This window comes from Streptomyces sp. NPDC093568, from assembly GCF_044764945.1.
Taxonomy (GTDB): domain Bacteria; phylum Actinomycetota; class Actinomycetes; order Streptomycetales; family Streptomycetaceae; genus Streptomyces.
This window is the reverse complement of sequence record NZ_JBIWJD010000006.1, coordinates 587,108-610,925: the sequence shown is the minus strand read 5'-3', so window position 1 is coordinate 610,925 and position 23,818 is coordinate 587,108. Positions and strand designations below refer to the sequence as shown.

Below are 23,818 nucleotides of genomic sequence, written 5' to 3'. Positions count from 1 at the left end.
GTTTCCGACTCTATCAGATCTTTTTCCGATCCGATTTCCTCGGTGCTTTCCAGGTTCCCGCTTCCGCGTTTCCCTTTCCGGCGGTTCCGACTTTATCAGAAGTTCCGGGCCGGATTGACCAGCCACTCAATTCCGATTCATCGGGAGGGGCTTCTCGGGAATCAATGTTCCACTGAAGCAGATAGATTCTAACTCCGCCTGGCGGGACTGGATCCACTTCCAGGCAACTGTTCGAATCTACCTCCCCGCTCGCTCCGTGTCAACGGCTCTTGTGGGGCGAAGAGGAGACTAGCAGCTCAGCAGGTGTGCACGCACATCAGGCCGCCGTCGGAACGGCCGCGCTGCGCTCGGCCGCGTCGAGGTCGCCCGTCTCACCGGCGCGGGCGGCACGTCCGCCGAGGACATAGACGTATGCGAGGAAGGCCAGTTCAGCGACGACGCCAATGGTGATGCGTGCCCAGGTGGGGAGGCCTGAAGGGGTGACGAAGCCTTCGATGGCGCCCGAGACGAAGAGGACCAGGGCCAGGCCTATCGCCATGCCGATCGCGGCTCGGCCTTCCTCCGCGAGGGCGATGCGTCGGGTTCGTGGGCCGGGGTCGATGAGGGTCCAGCCGAGGCGCAGGCCGGTGCCGGCGGCCACGAAGACCGCGGTCAGTTCGAGGAGGCCGTGGGGCAGGACCAGGCCGAGGAAGGTGTCCAGGCGTCCTGCCGAGGACATCAGGCCGAAGCCGACACCCAGGTTGAGCATGTTCTGGAAGAGGATCCAGAGGACCGGGAGCCCCAGGAAGACGCCGAGGATCAGGCAGAGGGCAGCGGCCCACGCGTTGTTCGTCCAGACCTGGGCCGCGAAGGAGGCCGCGGGGTGGCTGGAGTAGTACGTCTCGTACTGGCCGCCGGGGCGGGTCAGCTCGCGGAGTTCACTGGGGGCGGCGATGGTGGCCTGTACCTCGGGATGGGTGCCTATCCACCAGCCCAGGAGGGCCGCGACAAGGGTGGAGAGGAGTGCCGTGGGTACCCACCAGTGGCGCGACCGGTAGACCGCGGCCGGGAAGCCGTGGGCGAGGAAGCGGGTGACATCGCGCCAGGAGGCGCGTCGCGTGCCGGTGACCGCGCTGCGCGCGCGTGCCACCAGCTGGCTCAGCCGGCCGGTCAGCTGGGGGTCTGGCGCGCTGGACTGGATCAGGGACAGGTGGGTGGCGGTGCGCTGGTAGAGGGCGACGAGTTCGTCGGCCTCGGCGCCGGTGAGGCGGCGCTGGCGCCCGAGCAAGGCGTCGAGGCGGTCCCACTCGGCTCGGTGGGCGGTGACGAACACGTCGAGGTCCATCTGGTTTTCTGCTCCTCGGCTGTTCGTCGGCGACTCGTCGTAGGTGTCAGCTTGTCGTACTGCGGCGCGATGCGCCCACAGCTTGGCAGACTGGCCATTTCAGGGGCAGGGCAGGGGAAGGACGGACCGCGTGAGTGAGCTGGTGACGGGCGAGGCGGTGGCGCTGGAGTTGCGCCCTGCGAAGCTGCCCAGCAGGGCGCTGGCCGTGCTGCTCGATCTGGCGGTGGCGATGATCGCCTATCTCGTGGTGACCGTCGGGGTCGTGGCCGCCACGGCGTCCATGGACGAGGCCGCGCAGACCGCGCTGTCGATCGCGATGTTCGTGTTGGTGCTGGTCGGCGGGCCGATCGCGGTCGAGACGCTCAGTCATGGGCGCTCGCTGGGCAAGCTGGCGTGCGGGCTTCGGGTGGTGCGCGACGACGGCGGGCCGATCCGCTTCCGGCATGCGCTGGTGCGGGGTCTCATCGCTGTCATCGAGATTCTGATGACGCTCGGTGTCGTCGCCGTCATCGCCTCACTCGTCTCCGCGCGCGGGCGCAGGATCGGTGACGTGTTCGCCGGGACTCTCGTCGTGCGGGAACGGGTGCCACTGGCTCAGACAGGGTTTGTTCCCCCGCCGCCGCCGTGGCTGGCCGGGCGGTTCTCGGGGCTCGATCTGTCCGCGGTTCCCGACGCCCTGTGGCTTGCCATTCGCCAGTACCTGACGCGGATGCGGCAACTCGATCCGCAGGTCGCGTGGAGCATGGCGGAGCGGCTCGCCACGGATCTCGCGGCACGTACGGGCGCTCCGGCTCCGCAGGGTGTGCCGCCGGCGGCGTATCTGGCCGCGGTCCTTCAGGAACGGCAGGCACGTGAGGCGCGGCGTGCCTTCGGGAATGGGTCTGCCGCGGGCGGTCATCGTCCTCCCGTGGCTCGGGAAGCCCAGTGGCAGGCCCCCGTGCCGGCGTCCGGGCCCATCAGCGCACCCCCTGCGCCCGCACCCACACCGTCGCCGACGCCGACGCCCACGTCTCAGGACGCGCCTCCGGCCGATCGCCCCGCTACCGGCTTCGCTCCCCCGGCCTAGCCGACCCGCTCAACCAGCCGCCCCGCTCAACCGAACGTCGACGGCGGCGACTCCAGGTCCTCCAGCTCGATGCCGGGCGCCGCGAGGACTACGTCGCCCGCGATGTGCACGGCGTGCTGTTCGCCCGTGTCCAGGGCTGTGACCTGGTATTCGTCCACGGCCAGGGGGCCGTTGTCAGTGGCGTGTGTTTCGCTGTTCACCAAGGCCCAGGACTGGTCCACGGTGCGGGGGGCGAGGACCGGGTCCGTGAAGGCCACGAGGCGTACGCGGGTTGCGGAGGCGGAGGGGGTGAGGCGCAGGAGGCGAGCGGTGGCGATGAGGAATGCGGGGGACGTTCCGGTGAAGGCATGGGCGCGCACATTGCCTTCCGTGGCGTGAACCCCGGTGGGGTCGGTGCGGACCCAGGTGACGCCGTCGAGGGCGGCGCCGCGGACCTGCCAGCCGCCGGCGTGGAGTTCGAGACGGATGGGGCGGCCGAGTTCGTCCAGGGCGAGGTCGACGGAGCCGCTGTGATCGCCCGCGGGGGTGGTGAGCTGGGCGACGTAGCGCCAGCCGGAAGGGCCGGGGGCGCAGTGGAAGTGCTCTTCTGCGAGGGGGGTGTGATCGTGCGGATCGTGGAGCGAATAGCGGCCGCGGGGCATCGGGGTCCTGGGGCTTGAACGGACGGGCTGGTCCGGCCACGCGTGCCGAAGTGGACGCATGGCCAAGGGCGCCGCGTGGCCGAAGGGCCGGGCGGGCCAAGGGCCGGCGGCCCAAAGGGACAGGCCCCCGACACGGGGGTGCGGGGGCCTGTCTCGGGGTCTGCCGCTGCGCGGCGCGTCAGTGCACGGGTGCGCTCACGCTCGAGTGGCCCGGCTGGGCGGCGGGCACCGCCGCTCAGCCGCGGCCGGCTCGGCTTGGCTCAGTAGCGGTAGTGGTCCGACTTGTACGGGCCCTCGACCTGCACGCCGATGTACGCGGCCTGCTCGGGGCGGAGGGTCGTCAGCTTCACACCGAGCGAGTCGAGGTGGAGGCGGGCGACCTTCTCGTCCAGGTGCTTGGGCAGCGTGTACACGCCGGTCGGGTAGGCGTCCGGCTTGGTGAACAGCTCGATCTGGGCCAGGGTCTGGTCCGCGAAGGAGTTGGACATCACGAAGGACGGGTGACCGGTGGCGTTGCCGAGGTTCAGCAGGCGGCCCTCGGAGAGGACGATGATCACCTTGCCGTCGGGGAAGGTCCAGGTGTGGACCTGCGGCTTGACCTCGTCCTTGACGATGCCCGGGATCTTGGCGAGGCCGGCCATGTCGATCTCGTTGTCGAAGTGGCCGATGTTGCCGACGATCGCCTGGTGCTTCATCTTGGCCATGTCCGAGGCCATGATGATGTCCTTGTTGCCGGTCGTGGTGACGAAGATGTCGGCCTTGTCGATGACCTCGTCGAGGGTCGTGACCTGGTAGCCGTCCATCGCCGCCTGCAGGGCGCAGATCGGGTCGATCTCGGTGATGATCACGCGGGCGCCCTGGCCGCGCAGGGACTCCGCGCAGCCCTTGCCCACGTCGCCGTAGCCGCAGACGACGGCGGTCTTGCCGCCGATCAGGACGTCGGTGGCGCGGTTGATGCCGTCGATGAGCGAGTGGCGGCAGCCGTACTTGTTGTCGAACTTCGACTTGGTGACGGCGTCGTTGACGTTGATCGCCGGGAACAGGAGGTCGCCGTCGCGCTGCATCTCGTACAGGCGGTGGACGCCGGTCGTGGTCTCCTCGGTCACGCCGCGGATCTCGGAGGCCAGCTGGGTCCACTTCTGCGAGCCGTCCGTGATGGTGCGGTGCAGGAGCTCGAGGATGACGCGGTGCTCGTCGGACTCGGCGGTGTCGACCGAGGGGACCTTGCCGGCCTTCTCGTACTCGACGCCCTTGTGGACGAGGAGGGTGGCGTCACCGCCGTCGTCCAGGATCATGTTCGGGCCGCCGGTGGGGGTGTTCGGCCAGGTCAGGGCCTGCTCCGTGCACCACCAGTACTCCTCCAGGGTCTCGCCCTTCCAGGCGAAGACCGGGACGCCCTGCGGGTTGTCGGGCGTGCCGTTCGGGCCGACGGCGATCGCGGCGGCGGCGTGGTCCTGGGTGGAGAAGATGTTGCAGGACGCCCAGCGGACCTCGGCGCCGAGGGCGACCAGGGTCTCGATGAGGACGGCGGTCTGCACGGTCATGTGCAGGGAGCCGGTGACACGGGCGCCGGCCAGCGGCTGCGCCTCGGCGTACTCCTTGCGGATCGCCATCAGGCCGGGCATCTCGTGCTCGGCGAGGGTGATCTCCTTGCGGCCGAAGGCGGCCAGGGAGAGGTCGGCGACCTTGAAGTCCTGTCGGTTCTCGACAGTCGTCATTGCGAGCTGCTCCTCGGGGTTGGGTCGAGGGTGGGTACGGCTGGTCTGCGCGGCGGCGGACACAGGGGTGCCCGAAGAGGACACAGGCATGCCCGCGTGCGCGCAGCGCAGTCCGTCGGAGGCCCTCTCTCCCTCGGCCGGTCCGCATCGGGACCGCCCGACCGCCATCAGCAGCGACGTCTGGCTCTGTCCCAAGCTACACCGGGACGCCCGGCCGTCCCCAGTCCGCCTCCGAACAGATCGAGCCATCCAGGGGCCCGAGGGCGGGGTGCGGGAGCGGCCGTTCAGGGGTGACGGCGGGTCAGGTGAGAGTCGGGTGCGGGAGCGATAACAGGACACCAACGAACGGTTCACAGGTGCCGGCAGACCGGGATGTTCCGGGGTCTTCGCCCCTTTGAGCCTGCGGGGAGGTGGGGCAGGATGCCTGGAGATCGGAACACCTGATCGATCTTGCGGGGCGCCCGGGACGGCGTATCCCGTACAACAAAGGCGTTAGGAGATCGACGTGACCAGTCCGGCCGGCCCTCCCCCCACGGGCAGCGGTGGCGAGCAGAAGCGGTTGAAGCTGCTCGCCGTGACCGCGTGCCCGACCGGCATCGCCCATACGTACATGGCGGCTGAGAAGCTCGCGCAGGCGGCCGAGAGCCGCGGTGTCGAGATGAAGGTGGAGACCCAGGGATCCATCGGGGCTGAAAACGTCCTCGATGACAACGATGTCAACCACGCCGACGGCGTCATCATCGCCGCCGACAAGGACGTGGATCTGAGCCGTTTCGCGGGAAAGCGGGTTCTTTCCGTGGGCGTGGCGGAGGGCATCCGTCACCCCGAGCAGTTGATCGAGCGGGTCATGTCGGCTCCGGTGCACACGGAAGGGGGCGCCCCCACGACCCCCGCGACCGGCGGCGGCAGGGAGCGCAGTGTCGGGTACAAGGCGCTGATGAACGGGGTCAGTTACATGATCCCGTTCGTCGTGGTCGGCGGGCTGCTGATCGCGATCTCGCTCTCGCTGGGCGGGCACGCGGACCCGTCGGGCGGTCTGGTCATCCCGAAGGACTCCTTCTGGATGGACGTGAACAACATCGGGGTCATCGGCTTCACGCTGATGGTGCCGATCCTGTCCGGTTACATCGCGTACGCGATCGGGGATCGGCCCGCTCTCGTGCCGGGCATGATCGGCGGCTGGATCGCCAACACCGGTGAGCTGTACGACTCCAAGGCGGGCGCCGGGTTCATCGGGGCGATCGTGACCGGGTTCCTCGCGGGGTACCTGGTGTTGTGGATCAAGAAGGTCAAGGTCCCGAAGTTCGCCCAGCCGATCATGCCGATCATCGTGATCCCGATCGTGGCGACCACGGCGCTCGGACTCTTCTTCATCTACGTCATCGGCAAGCCGATCTCCTGGGTGTTCGAGAACCTGACCGACTGGCTCAGCGGGATGACCGGCACGAGCGCGATCCTGCTCGGGGCGATTCTCGGGCTCATGATCGCGTTCGACATGGGCGGGCCGGTCAACAAGACGGCGTTCCTGTTCGGCGCCGGGCTCATCGCGACCGGCAACCAGACGGTCATGGGCATGTGCGCGGCCGCGATCCCGGTCATGCCGCTCGGTCAGGGCCTGGCCACGCTGATACGCAAGCGGCTGTACACCGAGCAGGAGCGGGAGACCGGGCCGGCCGCGCTGTTCATGGGCTGCTTCGGCATCTCCGAGGGCGCGATCCCGTTCGCGGCGGCGCGGCCCGCTCAGGTCATCCCCGCCAACATGCTGGGCGGCGCGGTCGCCGGTGCGGTCGCCGGGGTCGCCGGCGTCGAGGACGCGGTGCCGCACGGCGGGCCGATCGTGGCCGTCCTGGGCGCGGTGAGCGGTGTGTCGATGTTCTTCGTGGCCGTGGTGATCGGTTCGGTCGTCACCGCGCTGACGACGGTCGCCCTTGTCGACCTGGGTGAGCGCAAGCGACGCGGGGATGCGGCGGTCGGTGCGGGCGTGGTCGGTCCCGAGGCCGCGCTGGTGGGGGCCGGTGTCGGAGCGACGGGCACCGGGGCCGTCGGGGAGCAGGGGGCCGTAGCTGCCGGAAGGTCGGCGTCCGTGGACACCGCCACGACCGCCGGTACCGGCACGGCCGTCGAAGCCGAGGCCGTCGTACCCAAGCAGGCCGCTCCTGCCGAACCGGGCGAAGACGGAGGAGCCTCGGGCGAGGTCCTTTCCGGTCATCTCACCGGGCGGAGCGTCAAGGTCCGGCTCGACGCCACCGACAAGGAGTCCGCGATCCGTGAGATGGCGGAGCTGCTCGCGCGGACCGGCCGGGTCGCGGACCGGGACGAGTTGGTGGCGACCGCGCTGCGGCGGGAGGAGCAGGGGACGACCGGGCTCGGTGAGGAGATCGCGATTCCGCATGCCAAGACGGACGCGGTGACGGCCCCGGTCGTCGGTTTCGCGCGGTCCGTCGAGGGCGTCGAGTGGGGCTCGCCGGACGGTACGAAGGCGAGGCTGGTGTTCATGATCGCCGTACCGGAGGCGGCCGCGGGCGACGAGCATCTGCGGATTCTGGCGCTGCTGTCGCGGAAGTTGATGGACGCGCGGTTCCGGGAGCGGTTGCTGAGCGCGGCCGACGAATCGGCCGTCCTCGGGGTGCTGCGCGAGGTCGGGTAGTCGCGCGGCCGGGCCCGCGTCCGTGCGTCGGGCGTGGGCCCGCACCGCCCGTTCACAGGCACTCGCTACGCTCTGCCCCCGCGGATGGGCCGCATGGGGAGGAACGCGATGTCGGGCAAGGGGCGGGGACTGGCGATCGCAGCCGTCGTGGTGGGGCTGGTGGGGCTGTTGTTGGGGCTGGGCGGTCTCGCCTATGCACGGCACGCCTTCGGCGGCTCCGTCGTGTCGAGCGAGAGCATGACACCGACGTACGGCCCGGGCGACCGGGTCGTCTACGAGCGGATCGACGCAAGCGAGGTGCGGCGCGGGGATGTCGTGATGTTCTCGGCGCCGGACCGGTACGGGTTCGACGGGCTGGTGATGGAGCGGGTCATCGGCGTGGGCGGTGACCGTGTGGTGTGCTGCACGGGGGCGGGCGCGAAGGCCCGCGTCACCGTGAACGGGAAGCCGCTCGGGGAGCCGTATGTGAAGGGCGGCGACGCGCATGGCGGGTACCCCGCGTCCTACGACGTGCGGGTCCCCGAGGGCCGGCTGTTCCTGATGGGCGACCACCGCGCGAACTCCCGTGACTCGCGGGCCTTCCTCGACGACCACGGCGGGACGCTTCCCGAGTCCGCGATCCGGGGGCGTGTGATCGACGACTACACCATGCCGGCGCTGCTCGGGACGTCGATGATGCTCGGCGTGCTGTTGGTGCTGGTCGGAATCGGTCTGGGGATCGCCGCGACGGTCGTACGGCGCAGGGCGCGGGCCATGGTGCCGCCCCCGCCGCCTTGGGCTGTGCAGGTCTGAGGTCGCTGTCGCGGGCAAAGGCCGAGGGGCCCGCCGGGATTCCGGCGGGCCCCTCTTCACGGGCGGGTGTCAGTGCTCGGTGCCGTGCTGTGCCGGGCCCCCGGGGGACGCCTCGCGGTCGGGGCCCTTGGCTGCCTCGGCCTCGCTGTAGATGTCGGGCTCGAGGTAGATGACGCGGGCGATCGGGACGGCCTCGCGGATGCGGGCCTCGGCGGCGTCGATGGCGGCGGCGACCTCGGCGGCCGTGTCGTCGTGCCGGACGGCGATCTTGGCGGCGACCAGGAGTTCCTCCGGGCCGAGGTGCAGCGTGCGCATGTGGATGACGCGGGTGACCGCGGCGCCGTCGACGACGGCGGCCTCGATCTTCTCGACCTGCTCGACCCCCGCGGACTCACCGAGCAGCAGCGACTTGGTCTCGATGGCCAGGACGACCGCGATCAGGACGAGCAGGACACCGATGCAGATGGTGCCGATGCCGTCCCAGACGCCGTCGCCGGTGAGCAGGGCCAGGCCGACGCCGCCCAGGGCGAGGATCAGACCGACCAGCGCGCCGAGGTCCTCCAGGAGGACGACCGGCAGTTCGGGAGCCTTGGCGTGGCGGACGAACTCCTTCCAGGACTTCCCGCCCCGCAGGACGTTGGACTCCTTGATGGCCGTCCGGAAGGAGAAGGACTCGGCGATGATCGCGAAGACGAGCACGCCCACCGGCCAGTACCAGTGCTCGATCTCGTGCGGGTGCTTGATCTTCTCGTAGCCCTCGTAGAGGGCGAACATGCCGCCGACGGAGAACAGGATGATCGAGACGAGGAAGGCGTAGATGTAGCGCTCGCGGCCGTAGCCGAAGGGGTGCTGCGGGGTCGCCTCGCGCTGGGCCTTCTTGCCGCCGACCAGCAGCAGGGCCTGGTTGCCGGAGTCCGCGAGCGAGTGCACGCCCTCGGCGAGCATCGACGACGAGCCGCTGAACGCGAACGCCACGAACTTCGATGCCGCGATCGCGAGGTTGGCGGCGAGTGCCGCCACGATCGCCTTGGTACCGCCTGACGCGCTCATGTGTCGCGTTGTCCCTTCACCTTCGGAGCCTTCGGAGCCTTCGCGGGCCTTCGCGAGCCTGCGTGGGCCCGCGTGGCCTTCGTCCGTACGCCGTCCGGGCGTCGCCGAGGGAGCGCGCGGCCCCCGTTCGGCTTTGCCCGTCCTTTGCCGGTGGGCCATTGTTGCAGCCCGGTCCGGCAACGGCGCGCCGGGTACGGAGATGCCCTCGGTCAGACGACGACCGTGGCCCGGAAGACCGTACCGGCCCCGGATACCTCGGTCTTCTCGCCCGCCGGGACGAAGACGGAGCGGCCGGGGGTCAGTTCGTGCTCCCCGGCGCGGACGGCGCCCGCGGTGCAGAGCAGGATCTGCGGGGTCGCGCGGGTGAGGTCGTGGGCGGTGGTGCCCTCCGGGAGGACGTACCGGGACAGCCGGAACTCGTCGATCGGGGTCTCGTAGACCTCCTCGCCGTCCGGGGCGGCCTCGGGGCGCAGCACGCCCGCGTCACCCGCCTCGAAGCGGACGATGCGCAGGAGTTCGGGCACGTCGACGTGCTTGGGGGTAAGGCCGCAGCGCAGGACGTTGTCGGAGTTGGCCATGATCTCGACGCCGAGTCCGTTCAGGTAGGCGTGCGGGATGCCGGCGCCGAGGAACAGGGCCTCGCCGGGCTGCAGGCGGACGTAGTTGAGGAGCATCGCGCCGATGACGCCGGGGTCGCCCGGGTAGTGGTGCGCGATGTCCGCGTACGGGGCGTACTCGCCGCCGAGGCGGGAGCAGGCGGCCGCGGCCTCGGCGACGGTGTGGGCCATCTCGTCCGGGTCGGCGCTGAGGATCGCGGTGAGCACCTCGCGCAGGGCCGCTTCCTCGGGGTGGGCGTGCAGCAGGTCGACGTACGGCTTGAGGGAGTCGACGCCGAGGCCGTCCAGCAGGTCGGCGGTCCGCAGGGGGTCGCGGAAGCCGCACAGGCCGTCGAACTCGGTGAGCGCGCAGATCAGTTCGGGCTTGTGGTTGGCGTCCTTGTAGTTGCGGTGGCCGGCGTCCACGGGGATGCGGCGGCGCTCCTCGTCCTCGTAACCCTCCTTCGCCTGCTCCAGGTTGGGGTGGACCTGGAGGGAGAGCGGGGCACCGGCGGCGAGGATCTTGAGGAGGAAGGGCAGGCGGGGGCCGAACTTCGCGACGGCCGCGGCGCCCAGCTCACGCGCCGGGTCCGCCTCGATGACCTCGACGAGCGTGCCGCGCTCGGTGCGCGAGGGTGCGCCCGGGTGCGCGCCCATCCACATCTCCGCCTGCGGTTCGCCGGTCGGCTCGACACCGAGGAGCTTCGCGATCGCGGTGGTGGAACCCCAGGCGTAGGGGCGGATGGTGTTGTCGAGGCGGTCCATGCGGTTGTCTGCCTGCTCTCTGTACATGCGGCGCGGTCTCGTTGCGGAGGACGCGAGTTCGCCTTGCGTACGGCTGCCGGTTCCTCGGGCGTACGGCCGTCAACGCGTCCTGGGACAGATCAGGCCCCCGAGGCGAGCGCCAGGTAAACGGCGGCGAAATCCGTGATGGCGATCAGTTCCGCGAGGGTCTCGAGCTCGTCGCCGGGCTCCGGCTCCAGTTCGCTGATCGGCGTGTCATGGCTGAGGGCCAGGTCGCGGGCGGCGGGCGCGGCGGTGAGGCCGCCGATCGGACGGTCGCGCAGCAGGACCACGCGCGCGTGCAGGGCCGGTGTCTCCTCCACGCGGTCGCGGAAGAAGTCGTCGGGGTCGGCGCTCGCCGCGAGCCGGCCGGCGAGGAGGGCGTTGTGCGAGGCGAGGGCCTCGGGCAGCTCCGCCACCAGGGCGGGGTGGCCGGAGAGTTCGGCGAGCGCGGCGGCGAAACGGCGGCCGGCCGGGCCCGCGGAGACGCCCTCGGTCCAGATCAGCGGGAGCGCGTCGGCGAGTTCGGCGGCGAGGGTCTTGGCGGGGTTGCTGTACGTCGCGATGGCGGGGCCGCAGCGCTCGGCGATGTGGTCGAGGCGGTCGGCGACCTTCTCGACGGCATCGGGCGGGGCGGTGAGCATGCCCGTGCGGTCGAGGAGCGCCAGGAGCGGGGTGAGCAGGGCCCACAGGACGCCGGGGGCGGAGGCGATGAGGGCCTCCTCCTGCTCGTACGGGGCGGTCGCCATCGGTACGAACAGGCCGTGGTTGCCGTGCACGGCTTCGGTGAGCGGGGTGCCGGCGGGGGCCACGGCCACGACCGTGCAGCCGCGGCGGTAGGCCTGCTCGGCGAGCAGGGCCAGGCCGGGCTCGGTGCCGTCGGGGGTGGTGATCAGCAGCAGGTCCACGGAGCCGGCCCAGCCGGGGAGCTCCCAGCGCAGGGCGCCCGCGGCGGGGGCGACGCCGGCCGGGGCCAGTCGGGTGACGGGGCTCGTGGCGCCGGCGAGCGTGCCGAGGAGGTCGGCGACGCAGGTGGCGGCGGCGCCGGGGCCCGCGATGAGGATGGCGCGGGGGCGGCCGTCGGGCTTCAGGTCGTGGACGCCGGCCTCGGTGGCGTGCCGGGCGGCGGTGCGGACGCGGGCGCCGGCTTCGGCCGCGCCTCGGAGCAGGGCACGGCGGTCGGCCTCGGCGAGCGCCTCCGGCGTGTCCAGCAGCGATTCGTCGAGCATGGGCGGCAGCCTCCGATCGCCGGGGCGGGTTGGGACTTGGTTGTGCCGGTGTGCGTGGGGGTGTGCGTGCGGGCCGGGGTCGTTCGATGGGTCCGGTGTGTGCGTGCGGGCCCGGGGTCGCTCGATGGGTCCGCTGTGTGCGTATGGCCCGGGACGTTCGATGCGCTCGGCGTGTGCGTGCGGGCCCGGGTCGCTCGATGCTTCCGTGCCCGGCGCGCGTCGCGTCACGCGGGGCGGCGGGCCTCGTCGACGAGCAGGACCGGGATGCCGTCGCGGACCGGGTACGCCAGGCCGCAGTCCTGGCCCGTGCAGATCAGCTCGGCGTCCTGCTCCTTGAGCGGGGCGTGGCAGGCGGGGCAGGCGAGGATCTCCAGGAGGCCGGCTTCCAGCGGCATGGCGGGTCCCTTCTGGGGCGGGGTTGGGTGGTACGTGCGGGTGTGCGGATGTGCCTGGTCAGCGTACCGCCGGTGGGGGCGGGGTGCCGGGGTTGGGCGGGGGCGGTGCCGGTGGGGGCGGCGGAGCCGGTTTCGCCCCCGCCGCCCCTGCCCGTCCCGTCCTGAAGGGGCTCCGCCCCTTCGACGCCGCTGGGGCTGCCGCCCCGGACCCCGCTTCGGCCCTGAACGGGCCTCGTCCTCAACGCCGGACCGGCTGGGATGCACCGCGGGTGAGGGGCTCAGCCCCGGATGATCCCCAGCGCCTCGTCCCGCACCTTCGCCATCGTCGCCTCGTCCCGTGCCTCCGCGTTCAGGCGGAGCAGTGGCTCCGTGTTGGACGGGCGGACGTTGAACCACCAGTCGGCGGCGGTCACCGTGAGGCCGTCGAGCTCGTCCAGTTCGACGCCCTCCTGGCCCTCGTACGCGGCCTTGATCGCGGCGAGGCGGCCCGTCTGGTCGGCGACTGTGGAGTTGATCTCGCCGGAGCCGGCGTAGCGGTCGTACTGGGCGACCAGACCGGAGAGCGGGCCGTCCTGCCCGCCGAGGGCGGCGAGGACGTGGAGGGCGGCCAGCATGCCCGTGTCGGCGTTCCAGAAGTCCTTGAAGTAGTAGTGGGCGGAGTGCTCGCCGCCGAAGATCGCGCCGGTCCTGGCCATCTCGGCCTTGATGAAGGAGTGGCCGACGCGGGTGCGGACCGGGGTGCCGCCGTTCTCCTTGACGACCTCCGGGACGGACCAGGACGTGATCAGGTTGTGGATGACCGTGCCCTTGCCGCCGTGCTTGGCGAGCTCGCGGGAGGCCACCAGGGCGGTGATGGCGGACGGGGAGACCGGCGCGCCGTGCTCGTCGACGACGAAGCAGCGGTCGGCGTCGCCGTCGAAGGCGATGCCCAGGTCGGCGCCCTCTTCGCGGACCCGCTTCTGGAGGTCGACGATGTTCGCCGGGTCCAGCGGGTTGGCCTCGTGGTTCGGGAAGGTGCCGTCCAGCTCGAAGTACATCGGGACGACGTCCAGCGGGAGGCCGGCGAGTACGGTCGGCACCGTGTGGCCGCCCATGCCGTTGCCCGCGTCGACGACGACCTTCAGGTGGCGGATGGAGGTCAGGTCGACGAGGGAGCGCAGGTGGGCCGCGTAGTCCTCCAGCGTGTCGCGCTGGGTGATGACACCCGTCCGCGCGGCCGGGGCCGGGGCGCCCGACTCCGTCCAGCCCTCGACCAGCTCGCGGATCTCGGCGAGCCCGGTGTCCTGGCCGACCGGGGCCGCGCCCGCGCGGCACATCTTGATGCCGTTGTACTGGGCCGGGTTGTGCGAGGCCGTGAACATCGCGCCGGGCAGGTTCAGCGCGCCCGACGCGTAGTACAGCTGGTCGGTGGAGCACAGGCCGATCTCGGTGACGTCGACGCCCTGGGTCGCCGCGCCGCGCGCGAAGGCGCGGGACAGGCCGGGCGACGAGGGGCGCATGTCGTGACCGATGACGATCGCGCTCGCGCCCGTCACCTGGACGAAGGCTGCCCCGAAGAGCTCGGCCAGCGACTCGTCCCACTGGTCCGGGACGACCCCGCGCACGTCGTACGCCTTCACGAGCTGTGACAGATCAGCGGCCACGGCCAACCCTCCTGAAAGTCCTGTCGGTCACCCCAAACTACCCGCCCGGGCTGACAGTGCGCTGTGCGCCCACCGAGCGGACCCCTAGCCGTAACCGTCAGGACAGCAGCGGAGTCAGGGCAGCATCCAACCGAGCACCGGTGAACTCTGTCCGACCACGATCAGACACATCACCAGCAGCAGCCCGATGCTCCACGGCAGCACCCGCCGCAGCAGGTCCCCCTCCCGGCCCGCGAGCCCCACGGCCGCGCACGCGATCGTGAGGTTCTGCGGCGAGATCATCTTGCCGAGCACACCACCTGAACTGTTGGCGGCGGCCAGGAGTTCCGGCGACAGTCCCGACTCCCTCGCCGCCGTCACCTGCAACGCGCCGAACAGGGCGTTCGCGGACGTGTCCGAGCCGGACACCGCCACGCCGAACCAGCCCAGCACCGGGGAGAGGAAGGCGAGCCCGGCGCCCGCCGCGGCCACGAAGTGGCCGATGGTCGCGGCCTGCCCGGACAGGTTCATGACGTACGCGAGCGCCAGCACGGACGTCACGGTCAGGATGGCGAACCTCAACTCGTGCACGGTGGCGGCCCACTCCTTGACGGCCACGCGCGCGTGCACCCCCAGAACGGCCGCCGTGCACATCCCGGCGAGCAGCACGAGCGTCCCGCCGGTGGAGACGACGGGCCAGCTGAAGACATTGCCGCCGACCGGCTCCCCGTCCGGGCCGGCGACGTTCAGGAAGGGCCAGTCGTACGTCTATGTCGCCTCGGCCAGCCAGTCCTTGACGACCGGGATCTGCGCGAGGGAGAAGATCACGACGATCAACGCGTACGGCGCATAGGCCCGCACGACCTCCCCGCGCGGGTCGTCCTCGTCCAACTCCTCGCTGCGCGCGCCGGTCAGCACGGACGCGCGTACGGCCTCGGCGGCGGGCACGCGCGCGTGCGGTACGGCGACCAGGGCGCCCGCGCCGGCCAAGGCGGCCCCGATGTCGGCGAGTTGCGCGGAGACGTAGTTGGAGGCGGCGAACTGGGCGACGGCGAAGGCGACTCCGCACGCCACGGCGGGTACCCAGGTCTCGCGCAGCCCGCGTCGGCCGTCCACGAGCGCGACGAGCACGAGCGGCACGACGAGGGCCAGCAGGGGCGTCTGACGCCCCACCACGGAGGCCACGTCGTCCAGGGGCAGCCCGGTGACCTGGGCGAGGGTCACCACCGGCGTTCCCATCGCCCCGAAGGCCACGGGCGCGGTGTTGGCGACCAGCGCGACGACGGCCGCACGCACGGGGTCGAAGCCGAGGGCGACGAGCATGACCGAACAGATCGCGACGGGCGCCCCGAACCCGGCGAGGGCCTCCAGCAGCGCCCCGAAACAGAAGGCGACGACGAGCGCCTGGATGCGGGGATCGTCGGAGAGCCGCCCGAACGAGCGCCGGAGGATGTCGAAGTGCCGGGTCCGGACGGTCATCCGGTACACCCACAGGGCGTTGACGACGATCCACAGGATGGGGAAGAGCCCGAATACGGCTCCCTGGGCGGCGCCGGAGAGCGTCTGCCCGAGCGGCATGCCGTACGCGAGCCATGCGACCAGCACGGCGCCCGCCAGCCCGGTGAGCCCCGCGAGGTGGGCCTTCATCCGGACCCCGCCCAGCAGGACGAGGACGATCACCAGGGGCAGCGCCGCCACGAGGGCGGAGAGCCCCAGCGAGCCGGCGACGGGCTCCAGTTCCTGGACGTACACGGGCACCTCCCGGATTCCGCCATGCGGAAAGCGATTTCTCGTTCCGGCATACGGAATGGTCGTGTCCGCGACAAGCGCGCGTCAACACTTGCGCACCACTCAACGAAAGGGGCACAGAAGAACCGACGCGGACAGAAGAACCGACGCGCACACAAGAACCGCGGAGCGCACAGGAAGTGCGGAGTGAACCGCGGAAGAGCCGACCGTCAGTTGTCGGGCGAGCGAAGCACCCTCAGATGACCCCGCCGCGCGACCTCCATCGGGTCGGCGCCACGGCTCCCGCCTCCGCCGGCCTCCGCCGCCCGCTCCTGCGGACGGGCCGCCTCGCGCACGGCATTGGCAAGCGCTTCCAGGTCATCGCCGCTGGGACGGGCCGGAGCCGAGCCGTCCAGCAGTCGTACGACCTCCCACCCACGAGGGGCGGTCAGGCGCTCCGAGTGCTCGGCGCACAGGTCGTAGCAGTGGGGTTCGGCGTAGGTGGCGAGCGGGCCGAGGACCGCGGTCGAGTCGGCGTAGACGTACGTCAGCGTCGCTACGGCGGGACGGCCGCAAGCGGTGCGCGAACAGCGACGTACAGGGCTCACGACGTTGGACGGTACCGCACTCTTGAGCGGGCCGCGACGACTCTCCCCCAGGTCACTCCACCGTGTCGTGCTGTGAAGCACCCCACACACCTCTCCCGCCCCACCCTTCTGACCTGCCCAAAAGCCACGTACCGAGATCTCGGGCGCGTTCAGAACCGGTCACCACTTACCACAAAACCCATCAATATCCTCGACTTGGACAGTGTCGGGGAGATACGGAAACGAGCCCAAGCTTGGCTGGAATGGTCATCTGCTGACATGCCGTACGGGCGGACCGCGAGCGCCCCCGCCACCCCACGGCGATCGGACACGCACCGGCCGTGAGGACTACCCTTCATCAGTGATGGACACCCCTGTACCGCCCCGTGCCGCCGGACCCGGGCCTCGCCGCCGTGATCGCCACGGCCGTGGCATGCGCGGCCCGATCGCACCTCCCCAGGTCCCGCTCGCGGCCAGCCGCGCCGACGCCTTCGCCGACCTGGTCCAGGACTCGGTGGAACGCCTCGAACGCCGCTGGCCCCAGCTGACCGACATCGATTTCCTGGTCCTGGAGGTCCCGCGCCTCGACGGACGCACCTGGAACGACGAGGCGGTCCCCCTGGGCGGCACGATCGCCGCCCGCGAGGGCCGCCGGGCGCGCGTGGTCATCTACCGCCGCCCGGTCGAGATCCGCACCAAGGGCCGCGACGAGCGTGCCGCGCTCGTCCATGAAGTGGTCGTGGAACAGGTGGCGGAGCTTCTGGGGCTGACCCCGGAGACGGTGGATCCTCGCTACGGCGAGGACTGACGCCTCATCCGCCGGCGCCTGCGCCCGCGGACGCAGGGCCTCACCGCTGCAGCACCGACAGGTCCTCGTCGGCCTCGGGCACGGCCACCATCCCCCGGTCGTCCGGCAGCGTCTGCACGGTGAACCCGGGCACCCCGCCCTCGGTCACGGCGAGCGTCCGGGACGCGTACACCGGCCCGCCCGAGACCGTCTCGACGGTCAGCGCGTACGTCCCCTTCAGCCCGCTCGGCACCGGCACCTCCACCTCCTGCGTGGTGCCGGACTTGACCGTGTACGTCTTCGACGCCGCCGTGCCTGCGTCGCTCCCCGCCGAGGCCGTCACCTTGACCTCCGCCGTGCCGAACGGCGCCGTCACGGACAGCGTCGTGCCCTTCGCCCGGTTGTCCACCGCGGTCGCGCGCTTCCCCACGGGCCGTACCGCCGGAACGAACGCCGTCTCCTGCTTGGCGCCCTTCCCGCGGACCACCCGCAGGGCGGCGACCACGGGCACTGACCGATCCGTGGGCGTCAGCACCAGCGACCCGGCCTCGCCCCGCATCACGTCACCCAGATCCACCGCACTGGTCATCCCCGCCTTGACGTGCAACGTCTCATTCCCGGCGGGCGTGATCAGCCCGGACGGCGAAGCCAGCCGCACCTTCAGATCCGCGTCCGCGTCCCCGGGCGCGAACGCGACCAGCCGCACGGCCGTGGCGTCCTTCGGGACGCCGGGCAGCACCAGGCTCCCCGCGGGGTCGGCGGAAGCCGCGAGCCAGTCCCCGCCGAGCTTGTCGTCCAGCGCCTGCACCGACGCGCCCACGCGACCGCTGCGCACACTCACGTGCACGGTCACGTTGTCCTGCTTCTCGCCGGTGAGCGTGGACAGAAGGACCGGCTCACCGGAGTGCGGCTGAACCGTGATCCCCTCCCCCACCGTGGTCTCCAGCGCGCCGTCCTTGCCGTACAGCTCGATGTCGACGACGGCGGCGGAGTCGTCGGGGTTCGTCAGATGCACGTAGTCCGTGCGGTCGGGGGCCGTGCTGGCGCCCGGAAACCAGAACTCGGTGTCCGGCGCGGTGCAGTTGACTCCCTGCAGCCCGCGCCCGGTTCCGGCCGCGACCTCTGTCGTCTCCTGCACGGTCCACCCGGGCGCGAACTTCCCGTCGGCGGTCCCGACGAGCGCCGGCGAGTCCGCGCCGGAGGCGTCCTCGCTCACCGGCTTGCCCGGCTCCTTGGCCTCCAGAACAGGCTTGTCGGCCTTGCCCTTCGCAGCGGGCTTGCCCGCCTTGTCCCCCGCGGACAGCAGCTCCGCCTTCCCCCCGCTCGCCGTGCCCTTGGTGACCGGCGTGAACGAGGTGTACGTCGTCTCGGCGAGGTCGGAGATGCTCGGCGCCGGGCACACCAGGCTCGACCGCTCCACCGGCAGCTCGGCCGCGGCCTTGGCGGTGTTCGTCCCGGACGCGTCCGGCGAGGTGAGCGCCGCGAACCCGGTGACGGCCGCGAGGGCACCGACGCCGGCGATCAGGGACAGGGTGGTGCGGTTCACTGCTGGCTCCCGTCGGAACGCTCACTGCCGTGCTGATGCTGCTGCGCCGGGTCGTACGCGGGGTCGTACCCCTGCTGCTGGTACGTCTGGTCGTACGCGGGGTCGTACGCCCCCGCCTGCGGCTGCTGCCCGTACGCGTAGGGGTCGTACTGACCGCCCTGATACGGATCCGCCTGGTACCCCTGGTCGTAGGCGCCGCCCGCCGGATACTGCTGGCCGCCGTAGCCGCTGTTGTAGTCGGCACCCGCGTAGCTGGGCGTGTCCCAGTCGCCGTAGGGCGCCTGCTGCGGAATCGGCGGTGCGGCCGGCTCCTCGTCGGGCGCGGGCGGCGGCGTCGGGAACTCCCCGTCCTGACCGCCCTCTTCGGCCTCGGCCTGGGCGCGCAGTCGGCGGGCCCGGCGGCCCTCTCCGGCCATGGCCTCGGCCGGCACGTCCGGCTCCTCCGGGAGGTCGTCGTCGACGTCACGGCGACGTCCCGGCAGGGCCATCACCACCAGCACGACGGCGAGGAAGCCCTGGGCCCACAGCCAGGCGGTGTGACCGATCGGTTCGTCGTAGGTGACGTCCAGCCTGCCGCCGTCGGTGGGAAGCTCGAAGCCCTGGGCCCAGCCGTCGACGGTGGTCGCGGTGAGCGGCTTGCCGTCCAGGGTGGCGGTCCAGCCGTCGTCGGCACTGTCGGCGAGCCGCAGAACCCGCCCGTCGGAGCCGCCGGGGATCGTGGTGTGGATCTCGACGGGTCCGGCGGCGACCGGCTCGGGCTCACCGGTACCGGCGCCTGAGTCGGCCCCGGCCACGATGGCCGCGCGCGAGACCTGCCGGTCGATCCGCCACAGCGCGCTGCCGTTCTGCTCGCTGAGCCGCGACAGGCCCGGCGTGGCGTCCAGCACGCGCGTGACCTCGCGCGGCGCGCCCTTGTGGACGAGGACATAGCGCACCGCGAAGGCGCCCAGCTGGTCGGCCTGGTCGGCGCCCGAACCGGCGACGAGGTTCGCGACGATCTTGTCCAGCTTGGCGTTCTCCCCGTCGGCCACGGCCAGTTCGGCATCGCCGAGGCGGGCGCCGGAGCCGCGCACCAGCATGTAGCCGACGTGGGCCGCGGAGTCGCTGTCGAGGACGAGGGTGCGGGCCTGGTCGCGGGTGTTGCTCTCCTCGGCGACGAACGCGGGCACCTGGACGGGGTCGCGTCGCTCCAGCGGTCCGTCGGCGCCGCGGATCATCCAGCCGGCGGCGACGAGCAGCGGGCCGGCAGCCGCGGTGAACGCGATAAGCGCGGCGACCGGCTGGCGCCAGCCGAAGCTCTGCTCGGCGACCCGTGAGCGTGCCCCGTCGGCGCCGAGCAGGGCGGCGGCGAGGAGGGCGATGCCGTAGACGAGGGTCGCGGGTCCTGCCCAGGTGGAGCTGTTGGACAGGACCGCGAAGACGAAGCCCAGCAGGGCGACCGCCCAGGCCGTGCGGACCCCCAGCTGGCGCTCGGAGCGCAGCAGGGCGGCCAGCGCGGCCAGCACGATGCCGATGAGCATCAGCCCGCTGACGGTGCCGGGGCCGCCGGGGCTGGCGCCGAGCAGGTCCAGGGCGGAAGCCGCCGAGGAGCCGTACTCCAGGCCGGCCTCGCGGAAGAAGCCGAACGGAAGCAGCGACAGCGACCAGGGCGCCAGCACCAGCAGGGGTGCGCCGAGCTGGGCCAGGAAACGCAGTCCGTACGCCGTGATGTCGGTGCGCCGCACGACCAGCAGACCGATGCCGAGGATCAGCGCGATCGGCCAGATGATCGGGGTGAAGGCGGTGGCGATCGTCAGCAGCAGTGCGTACGCCCAGGTCGCGCGCCAACTGCCGCGCGCCCCGGAGCCGTTCGCCAGGCCGCTTGCCGCGATGGCCGCGCGGGCGATGAGCGGCAGCAGGACGGCGAGGACGGCGGTGCCGATGCGGCCGCCGGCGAGGGCGCCGGTGGCCGCGGGCAGGAAGGCGTAGACGACGGCCGCCCACGCGCGCAGGAGGCGCGACTCGATGAGCGGGCGGGAGGCGAAGTAGGCGGTGAATCCGGCCAGCGGCACCGAGCACACCAGCAGGATCGTGACCGCGAACCCGGTCGAGCCGAGCAGCGTGGAGGCGAGCATCGCCACGAGCGCGAGGTACGGCGGCGCCGCGGGGGTGCCTCCGGCGCCCACCGGGTGCCAGGCGTCCAGGTAACGGGCCCACAGCTCGCCGGACTCGGCCGGGGCGGGCAGCAGCGAGCCGCCCGCGAGCGCCCCGGCGCCCAGGAGGTCGCGGCAGGCGATCAGCGAGACGAACAGCAGCACCAGGAAGAGCATCGGGCCGGGGTTGCGGGCGATGCGCTTGAGGCGGGCGAACTGTTCGATCTCCAGGAAGTCCGCGTCGTCGCCGCCGGGTCCGGACTCGATGGCGCTGCCGTGGCGTCCCGCGCCGGCGGCCACCTCGGGGTCGGAGCTGCCGACGAGGCTGCCCGCGACCTGTTCGACGGTGGCCCGCACGGTCGCGCCGGGCGGCGGGAACAGCGCCCGCAGCTCGCCCTTGTCGATGACGGGACTGCCGCGCCTGCGCCGCCCCGCGATGATCCGCTCGGGGCGCAGCAGGGTGCCCACGAGGCCGCGGATCTCGTCGAGGGCCTGGCCGGGGACCTTGCCCACGAGGTAGGCGAGCGTGCGCAGTACGGTGCCGAACACCAGGCGCAGCAGCACCCAGGGCAGCACGGCCGTACGGGTGTTGACGAGCAGGGTGTAGACGGCGCCGGCCTTGTCGACCTTGTGCGGGGAGGCGGCGGTGCGGCCCACGCAGTCGACGGTGCGGCGCTCGCGGGAGGACGCCTCGGCGTGGCGTACGACCGCCTCGGGGGCGACGAGGACGCGGTGGCCGGCGGCGGTGGCGCGCCAGCACAGGTCGACGTCGTCCCGCATGAGGGGCAGCCGCCGGTCGAAGCCGCCGAGTTCCTCGAAGACGTCGCGCCGGATGAGCATGCCTGCGGTGGACACGGACAGCACGGACCGCACGTGGTCGTGCTGGCCCTGGTCCTGTTCGCGGCGGTCGAGTCCGGTCCAGCGGCGGCCGGAGTTGGCGATGGTGACGCCCACTTCGAGGAGCTGGCGGCGGTCGTACCAGCCGCGCAGCTTGGGGCCCACGACGGCGACGTCGTCGCGCCCCAGCTCGTGCTCGTTCTCCACGACGCGCAGCAGCTGGGCGAGGGCGTCGGGTTCGGGGGCGCAGTCGTCGTGCAGGAGCCACAGCCACTGCACCGGCTCCCCGTGGGGGAGTTCGGGCATGTCGTAGGCGTCGTCGCGCCAGCTGCGCGTGACCGGGTCCCAGCCGCTCGGCCGCTTCAGATACGTCAGCTCGTCCGGGGTGAGGACGGGCGCGGTGCGGCTGGCCTCCTCGACGGCCTGGCCGAATCCGGTGCGCCGGGCGAGGTGCAGGACGCGGTCGGCGCCGAGGGCGTCGGTGACCAGCTGCGCGGAGTGGTCCGCGCTGCCGGTGTCGGCCGCGACGGCGAGCTGGACGGGGCGCTCCTGGCCGAGCAGCCCGGCGAGCACGTCGGGCAGCCAGCGGGCGCCGTCGTGGGAGACGAGGACCGCCGTCACCACATGACGCGGAAACTCAGGTGTGGCAGCGGAGTCGTGATGGGCTGCCGTGTGGCTGTGCACGGACATCGAGGTACGGGCCCCGGTTCGATGGACTGCGGTGGACGCCTGTGCCCCTGGGGGACAGCGGGGCGTCTCGGACGAGCGACCACACTATCGGCTGGGCATCACGGCGGCCCGCCGCCTGTGGATAACCCACCTGCGACGGGCCGTTCGAGACCTGTTCGAGACGTATGTACCTGCGACTACAGCTGTACGTGCGGATACGGCGGCGTGCGGCCGACGCCGCGGTCAGATGGCCGCCTTCTTCAGGCGGCGGCGCTCACGCTCGGACAGGCCGCCCCAGATGCCGAAGCGCTCGTCGTTGGCGAGGGCGTACTCGAGGCACTCGGAGCGGACTTCACAGGCGAGGCAGACCTTCTTGGCCTCGCGGGTGGAGCCGCCCTTCTCGGGGAAGAAGGACTCGGGGTCGGTCTGGGCGCACAGCGCGCGCTCCTGCCAGCCGAGTTCCTCGTCCGCGTCGTCGACCAGCAGTTGCTGCACCAGCTCGGTCATGTGCGCCCCTCGTCTGTCTTTCGCGTCCCCGTGATGTAGCCGTTACCGATTCCGGCTGAACGACACGAGTGAAATTACAAGTGTGCTGCTCCGGGCGAGTCAAGCCGAGATCTGCTATTGAGCCCCTTATTCACTCTGCGGAACCAAGGCCTAGCGGAAAGTGTTCAAATCGGCCTAAACCTTGACAAGCGGACGGGACCCGGGAGGGCCGCCGACCCCGCGCAGAGCCTGTACGGAAAAGGACGCCCAGAAGTTCGATCTCGTTGCACACACGTGCGGAAGCGAACTGGATCACAGTCGGATCACAGGATCACAACGACCGCCCGTGCGCCGGTTGTGCGCCATGTGTCCCGGCAACCCCATGCACAAACCTTTCACCTCGGAGATGAACCGGATGAGGTGAAACATGTCCCACATAACGGGCGTCGAGTTGACAGTGCGAGGTGCAAACCGCTGTCCTTGTGGGCATGCTCGCGAACTCGGCACTCACCTCGACCCGCACCGCCGGGTCCCACGGTGCTGCCCGCGCTCGCTGTAGCTGTTGTTGCTGTCCCAGCTGTTGAGCCACACCCGCTCCAGCTGTAGGCCGAGTCACCCGTTCCTCGGCTCTCGTTCCCTCTGACCTTCTTTTCACTGAGGAACCACCACCCCATGAACAGCGACAGCGACCTCCAGATCGCCGGCGACATCCTCGAAGTCCCGCACCTCCTCCAGGCACCGCGCGAGCACCCGGCCACCGTCGCCGAGTTCGTCGGCCTGGCCCGCTCCATCGCCGCCGACCGGTCCCAGTGGGAGCACCTCGTCCGGTACGACGCCACCACGCGCTGGTACCACCGGCTGCGCACCGGCCCCGGCTACGAAGTGTGGCTGCTGTCCTGGGTGCCCGGTCAGGGCAGCGGGCTGCACGACCACGGCCGGTCCTCCGGCGTGATGACCGTCCTGGACGGCACGCTCACCGAGCACACGGAGCGCGGCAGGCGCGCGTTGGCGACGGGAGCGCAGCGGGTGTTCGCGCCCGGGTACGCCCACGAAGTGGTGAACGACGCGCTGGAACCGGCGGTGAGCCTGCACGTGTACTACCCGGGCCTGACCGAGATGCCGATGCACACCGCCCCCGCCTGCGAGGCGCGTGCCGTGACTGCGTGACGCGTTGTCGTACCCG

General features: G+C 71.5%; 17 protein-coding genes and 1 pseudogene. 5 read left to right on the top strand and 13 right to left on the bottom strand.

Features of this window, described 5'->3' with window-relative positions; all coding sequences use genetic code 11:
• Positions 1-316: 316 nt before the first annotated feature.
• Positions 317-1,324 carry a stage II sporulation protein M gene (locus ACIRD7_RS26580; protein WP_403457486.1) on the bottom strand — a complete coding sequence of 336 codons (1,008 nt, stop codon included), beginning with the start codon at positions 1,322-1,324 and terminating at the stop codon, positions 317-319.
• A 130-nt stretch (positions 1,325-1,454) separates the two neighbouring features.
• On the opposite strand from ACIRD7_RS26580, the gene ACIRD7_RS26575 reads away from it, so the two are divergent.
• Positions 1,455-2,390, top strand: a complete 936-nt coding sequence (locus ACIRD7_RS26575) for an RDD family protein (RefSeq protein WP_403457485.1) — start codon at positions 1,455-1,457, stop codon at positions 2,388-2,390.
• 26 nt (positions 2,391-2,416) lie between these two features.
• On the opposite strand, the gene ACIRD7_RS26570 is transcribed toward ACIRD7_RS26575, so the two are convergent.
• Both ACIRD7_RS26570 and ahcY read right to left on the bottom strand, forming a co-directional pair.
• Positions 2,417-3,031 (bottom strand): hypothetical protein, encoded by a 615-nt coding sequence (locus ACIRD7_RS26570; protein ID WP_403457484.1) that lies wholly within the window; start codon positions 3,029-3,031, stop codon positions 2,417-2,419.
• A gap of 260 nt (positions 3,032-3,291) precedes the next feature.
• Positions 3,292-4,749, bottom strand: a complete 1,458-nt coding sequence (gene ahcY, locus ACIRD7_RS26565) for an adenosylhomocysteinase (RefSeq protein ID WP_403457483.1) — start codon at positions 4,747-4,749, stop codon at positions 3,292-3,294.
• A 505-nt stretch (positions 4,750-5,254) separates the two neighbouring features.
• On the opposite strand from ahcY, the gene ACIRD7_RS26560 reads away from it, so the two are divergent.
• Positions 5,255-7,396, top strand: coding sequence for a fructose-specific PTS transporter subunit EIIC (locus tag ACIRD7_RS26560; protein WP_403457481.1), 2,142 nt, complete (start codon positions 5,255-5,257; stop codon positions 7,394-7,396).
• Between the two features lie 93 nt (positions 7,397-7,489).
• Positions 7,490-8,188 carry a signal peptidase I gene (gene lepB, locus ACIRD7_RS26555; protein ID WP_403457480.1) on the top strand — a complete coding sequence of 233 codons (699 nt, stop codon included), beginning with the start codon at positions 7,490-7,492 and terminating at the stop codon, positions 8,186-8,188.
• A gap of 69 nt (positions 8,189-8,257) precedes the next feature.
• Here the strand turns inward: lepB and ACIRD7_RS26550 are convergent, their stop codons facing one another.
• The 7 genes and pseudogenes from ACIRD7_RS26550 to ACIRD7_RS26520 form a co-directional block, all read right to left on the bottom strand.
• Positions 8,258-9,238 carry a cation diffusion facilitator family transporter gene (locus ACIRD7_RS26550; RefSeq protein WP_403457479.1) on the bottom strand — a complete coding sequence of 327 codons (981 nt, stop codon included), beginning with the start codon at positions 9,236-9,238 and terminating at the stop codon, positions 8,258-8,260.
• A 209-nt stretch (positions 9,239-9,447) separates the two neighbouring features.
• Positions 9,448-10,599 (bottom strand): mannose-6-phosphate isomerase, class I, encoded by a 1,152-nt coding sequence (gene manA, locus ACIRD7_RS26545; protein WP_403457532.1) that lies wholly within the window; start codon positions 10,597-10,599, stop codon positions 9,448-9,450.
• Between the two features lie 119 nt (positions 10,600-10,718).
• Positions 10,719-11,846, bottom strand: coding sequence for an SIS domain-containing protein (locus tag ACIRD7_RS26540; RefSeq protein ID WP_403457477.1), 1,128 nt, complete (start codon positions 11,844-11,846; stop codon positions 10,719-10,721).
• A 224-nt stretch (positions 11,847-12,070) separates the two neighbouring features.
• Positions 12,071-12,241, bottom strand: coding sequence for a Trm112 family protein (locus ACIRD7_RS26535; RefSeq protein ID WP_020940431.1), 171 nt, complete (start codon positions 12,239-12,241; stop codon positions 12,071-12,073).
• A 278-nt stretch (positions 12,242-12,519) separates the two neighbouring features.
• On the bottom strand, positions 12,520-13,884 hold the full coding sequence (locus tag ACIRD7_RS26530) for a phosphomannomutase/phosphoglucomutase (protein WP_403457474.1): 1,365 nt from the start codon (positions 13,882-13,884) through the stop codon (positions 12,520-12,522).
• Between the two features lie 114 nt (positions 13,885-13,998).
• A pseudogene (locus ACIRD7_RS26525) lies at positions 13,999-15,615 on the bottom strand (L-lactate permease).
• A gap of 206 nt (positions 15,616-15,821) precedes the next feature.
• Positions 15,822-16,199 (bottom strand): DUF3499 domain-containing protein, encoded by a 378-nt coding sequence (locus ACIRD7_RS26520; protein ID WP_403457472.1) that lies wholly within the window; start codon positions 16,197-16,199, stop codon positions 15,822-15,824.
• A 343-nt stretch (positions 16,200-16,542) separates the two neighbouring features.
• On the opposite strand from ACIRD7_RS26520, the gene ACIRD7_RS26515 reads away from it, so the two are divergent.
• The gene (locus ACIRD7_RS26515; RefSeq protein WP_403457528.1) at positions 16,543-16,986 is read left to right on the top strand and encodes a metallopeptidase family protein; all 444 of its coding nucleotides are present in this window, start codon (positions 16,543-16,545) and stop codon (positions 16,984-16,986) included.
• A 40-nt stretch (positions 16,987-17,026) separates the two neighbouring features.
• On the opposite strand, the gene ACIRD7_RS26510 is transcribed toward ACIRD7_RS26515, so the two are convergent.
• From ACIRD7_RS26510 to ACIRD7_RS26500, 3 genes are all read right to left on the bottom strand, one after another.
• Entirely contained in the window at positions 17,027-18,511 is a 1,485-nt protein-coding gene (locus tag ACIRD7_RS26510) for a DUF5719 family protein (protein ID WP_403457471.1), read from the bottom strand.
• Positions 18,508-22,170: a glycosyltransferase gene (locus tag ACIRD7_RS26505; protein ID WP_403457469.1), complete on the bottom strand. Its 3,663-nt coding sequence runs from the start codon at positions 22,168-22,170 to the stop codon at positions 18,508-18,510. Before ACIRD7_RS26505 ends, ACIRD7_RS26510 begins: the two co-directional genes overlap by 4 nt.
• Positions 22,171-22,392: 222 nt before the next feature.
• A complete protein-coding gene (locus tag ACIRD7_RS26500) occupies positions 22,393-22,656 on the bottom strand; it encodes a WhiB family transcriptional regulator (RefSeq protein ID WP_010986447.1) in 264 nt (87 codons plus the stop codon).
• A 651-nt stretch (positions 22,657-23,307) separates the two neighbouring features.
• On the opposite strand from ACIRD7_RS26500, the gene ACIRD7_RS26495 reads away from it, so the two are divergent.
• Positions 23,308-23,802, top strand: a complete 495-nt coding sequence (locus ACIRD7_RS26495; protein WP_403457467.1) for a cysteine dioxygenase — start codon at positions 23,308-23,310, stop codon at positions 23,800-23,802.
• The last annotated feature ends 16 nt before the right edge of the window (positions 23,803-23,818 follow it).